At 65.7% G+C, this 3,751-nt stretch carries 4 protein-coding genes; 2 read left to right on the top strand and 2 right to left on the bottom strand.

From position 1 onward, the window contains the following. Positions 1-137 precede the first annotated feature (137 nt). Positions 138-1,055, top strand: a complete 918-nt coding sequence (locus AB0J66_RS49705) for a tyrosine-type recombinase/integrase (protein ID WP_364676564.1) — start codon at positions 138-140, stop codon at positions 1,053-1,055. Between the two features lie 187 nt (positions 1,056-1,242). On the opposite strand, the gene AB0J66_RS49700 is transcribed toward AB0J66_RS49705, so the two are convergent. Together AB0J66_RS49700 and AB0J66_RS49695 are read right to left on the bottom strand one after the other, a co-directional pair. Then, a complete protein-coding gene (locus AB0J66_RS49700; protein WP_364676562.1) occupies positions 1,243-1,713 on the bottom strand; it encodes a hemerythrin domain-containing protein in 471 nt (156 codons plus the stop codon). 270 nt (positions 1,714-1,983) lie between these two features. After that, the gene (locus AB0J66_RS49695; protein ID WP_364676559.1) at positions 1,984-2,934 is read right to left on the bottom strand and encodes an AraC family transcriptional regulator; all 951 of its coding nucleotides are present in this window, start codon (positions 2,932-2,934) and stop codon (positions 1,984-1,986) included. Between the two features lie 114 nt (positions 2,935-3,048). Here AB0J66_RS49695 and AB0J66_RS49690 point away from each other — a divergent pair, with 114 nt between their 5' ends. Beyond that, positions 3,049-3,630 carry an NAD(P)H-dependent oxidoreductase gene (locus tag AB0J66_RS49690; protein ID WP_364676557.1) on the top strand — a complete coding sequence of 194 codons (582 nt, stop codon included), beginning with the start codon at positions 3,049-3,051 and terminating at the stop codon, positions 3,628-3,630. Positions 3,631-3,751: the final 121 nt, after the last annotated feature.

Below are 3,751 nucleotides of genomic sequence, written 5' to 3'. Positions count from 1 at the left end.
GGGAGGCAGAATGCCGGTCAAGGGCGTCATGACCAGAATCTATAAATTGCACGACGCCTTGGCGACCGATTTTGAGCGGATGACTCATCTGCCGCGCGGAGGGTGGCAGCCTGCGGTCGCGTGACGCACCGTGAAATATGACTGCCTTCTCTGCTCCTGAGCAATCTGTCATCGCCACCAACGACCGTGTTCTCCGCGCGGCGGTGGTCGCGTATCTGGGCCGCTACCGCGGCCAGTCCCGGTTGCACACCGACTCGGATCTGAAGATCTTCCTGACGTGGTGCTCCGGCCAAAACCTCGACCCGTTCCACGCTGCTCGAACGGACATCGAACGGTACGTGCGCTGGTTGCAGGATGTCCGCCTCTATCAGCCATCGACGGTGTCTCGGCGATTGTCAGTCGTCATCGGCTTCTACCGCGTCTGCGTGATCGACGAAATCCTGGCCCACTCACCGGCCGATTACGTCCGCCGGCCCCTCGTCCCACCCGAGTCACCCACGCTCGGGCTCAGCCACCTGCAGTTCGAAGCAATGATCACCGCCGCCCGACTCTCGGCCAACAGCAACGACTTCGCCCTGGTCGCAATGCTCGGCCTGCTCGGACTGCGAATCTTCGAAGCCTGCGGCGCCAACATCGCCGACATAGGTGAAGAGCATGGCCACCGCGTACTCAAGGTCTGCGGCAAAGGTGGCAAGATCGTCCTCGTGCCGCTGCCACCTGCAGTAGCCCGAGCGATCGACCGGGCCGTCGATGACCGTGACGACGGCCCCATCCTGCGTAGTTCGCGCGGTGCCCGGATGGACCGGCACGCGGCAACCCGCCGACTCAAGCACCTCGCCGAGACCGCCGGACTCCGGATCCCGAAGATGCACCCGCACATGCTGCGGCACACCTTCGTCACCACCATGCTTGACGCCGGCGTCAGCCTCCGCGACGTCCAGATCGCCGCTCGTCACGCCGACCCACGCACCACCATCCGCTACGACCGTGCCCGCAAAAACCTCGACCGCCATCCCAACTACATCCTCGCCGCCTTCATGGCCTCCGGAACGTAGCGACGAGCAAGCGACTTTGCCGATGTGCGTGCACCCGATCACGGCGGCGATGCTGCCAACGGTGCCACTCCATGTGGCGCAATCGCTGATGTGGGCGCCTGTCCTCGTCCCGGCAACCGGGGACGAGGACGGGGTTCACAACTCACGACGACACGGGGGTGGCCCGCCGGTTCGGGGCCGCAATTGCCTACAGCGGGCCCAGAACCTCCTCGGGCGGCGCATCCAGCGAGAGTGTTTCGAGCACGCTGAGCAGCTGACGCTCCTCGTACCGGAAATGGCTCTCCATAATTCCCGCGGTGCCCTCGAGGTGACGATCCAACTCGGCGACCGGCGCGCCCCGATTGACCGCGGCCCGCAGTCCGCCGAGCAGGTGCGCGATCATTGAGTGGTCCTGGGTGAGGTTGCGGAGCACGGGCTCCAATTCCGGGTGGGCTGCCTTGATCGCCGGGAAAAGGAGGTAGTCCTCGCCCCTGTGGTGGCCATCAAGTGCAGCGCAGAACCCGTGGCAGAACAGCAGCAGATCGCGTGTGGCCGCCTCCACGGATCGGCCTTCGGCAACCGCAGTGCGGGTGAGTTCAAGCGCCTTGCGCAGGCGCGCGTGCACCTGGCGAAGCTCATGGCTCCAGGCGACGAGCCTGGTCGTCTCGCGCTCAGTCACGCGACGACGAAGGACACGACGTCGACATCGTCGGTCTCCTTCGGTTGGGCGCCTCCATGCCTGACACAGTCTGCCACCGGCACGCGACGCTACACGAAGCATAGTGCATCGAGATCAGCTGATCAAAAGGCGAAGAACCGCCGTAGTCAGACCGTGCACGCTTCTGCCGCCGACCGCGCGTGGCGGCCGACGGTAGCCGTCACGCCGGGTGACGCAGATAGAAGACGGCCCGACACACTCGTGCCGAGAATGGTGCGTCTGCCGCTGTGGCTATCTGGCGCGCAGCATTTGTAGCTGTTCCGTCGGGCGTCGGTAGCGGCCGGGTGCCATGCCGTATTCGCGCTTGAAGGCGTTCGCGAATGCGAACTCAGAGGTGTAGCCGACTTGGCGGGCGACTGCGGCAATCGGTGCGTCGGTGCGACGGAGCAGGTCGGCCGCAAGGGTCATGCGCCACCAGGTGAGGTAGCCAAGAGGTCCTTGGCTGATCAGGTGCTTGAAGCGGCGCGCGAACGCGGCTCGAGAGGTGCCGGTCAGTGCGCCGAGGTCTTCGACCTTCCAGTGGCGTGCGGGCTCCGCATGGATTGCGCGAAGAGCGGCGCTGACTGACGGATCTTTGAGTGCGGCTGCCCATCCGGTCTCCGCGGCGCCCTCATACCAGGAGCGGAGCAGCTGGACCAGCAACAGGTCGATCAGCGCCGTTATGGCTGCATGAGAGCCGGGACGGGCTTGGCGGAGTTCGCCGGCAAGCAAATCGATCGTCGGCCGGAGGTGGTTGTCCTGTCCGAGTTGGGCGGGAAGGTGGATCATGTCGGGTAGGCCTGCGAGGAGCGGGTGCGGTCGCTCCCGGGTGAAGCCGTACATGCTGCACAGCATGACGGCGCCGATGGTGCCCGGCCCAGAGCCGTCGGGTCCCACTGTGGTGCTGCCTTGTTCGGTGTCGAGTGTGGTTTCGGGGACGTATGGCATGGGCCGCAGGGGCGTGTCCGGATGGTCGGCCATCGCGTGCGGGTGGCCGTGCGGGAACACGACGACGTCGCCCACACTGAGCGAGACCGGTTGACCCGTCGTTGGCATCACCCACGCCGACCCTTCGAGGATGACGTGGAAGCCTGCGCCAGGAACCGCCGGAAACACGCGACCCCACGGCCGACGGCACTCGACACGGTACGACGTCGGGTGACCGGTTCGGGCAGCAACCAACGCCTGGCTCAGCACATCCACACCATCATCGTATGCTGCCGGCAGCGAGACGATCGCGCATTACTCCAGCACAATGACGCATTGTTCGTCTCCAACGAGCAGACATAGCCTCCGATGACACATCAAGGAGGAACTGTGCTGAGAATTGGGATCATCATCGGCAGCGTGCGTCCCGGTCGTGCAGGCGAGGCCGTCGCCCGATGGGCATACGAGATCGCGGTCCGTCACGGCGGTGCCGAGTACGAGCTCATTGATCTACGGGACGTCGGCCTCCCGCCGTTGGACGAGGAAGTCGCGCCCATGCTGGGTCAGTACGCTCGGCCGCACACCGTGCGCTGGGCAGAACGGATCCGTCCCTTCGACGGGTATCTGTTCGTCACCCCGGAGTACAACCATGGCATGCCGGCGGCGCTGAAGAACGCTATCGATTTTCTGTACGCCGAGTGGAACAACAAGGCGGCGGCGTTCGTCAGCTACGGGAGCGAGGGCGGCGTCCGCGCGGTGGAACAACTCCGGCAGGTCATGGCTCAGGTGAGGATCGCGGACGTGGGATCCACGGTGGCACTTCCTCTCGCCACGGACTTCGTCGACTTCGTCCAGTTCCAACCGCAAGGCTCCCGGGAGCAAGCAGTACACGCCATGCTCACCGACCTGCTCGCTTGGAGCACGGCGCTGCGCACCGTCCGGTCCAGCACCGCCGCCGTGCAGGCGGCGTAACAGTCAGGCGGGGCTCGCCGAGGGCGAGCCGAGTGCAGCAGCGTCCCCCGCCAGTCGCTCAGCCCCGGCCACTCCGGCACGACGGGTGTGTGCAGGTAGCCGGTCGCCACCACGACCGTGC

The sequence above is a fragment of the Actinoplanes sp. NPDC049598 genome, from assembly GCF_040675435.1.
Taxonomy (GTDB): domain Bacteria; phylum Actinomycetota; class Actinomycetes; order Mycobacteriales; family Micromonosporaceae; genus Actinoplanes.
This window is presented reverse-complemented; position numbering and strand designations above follow the sequence as displayed.

Coding starts and splice junctions, on each gene's coding strand:
- AB0J66_RS49705 (WP_364676564.1), top strand. CDS start 138: ATGACTGCCTTCTCTGCTCCTGAGCAATCTGTCATCGCCACCAACGAC.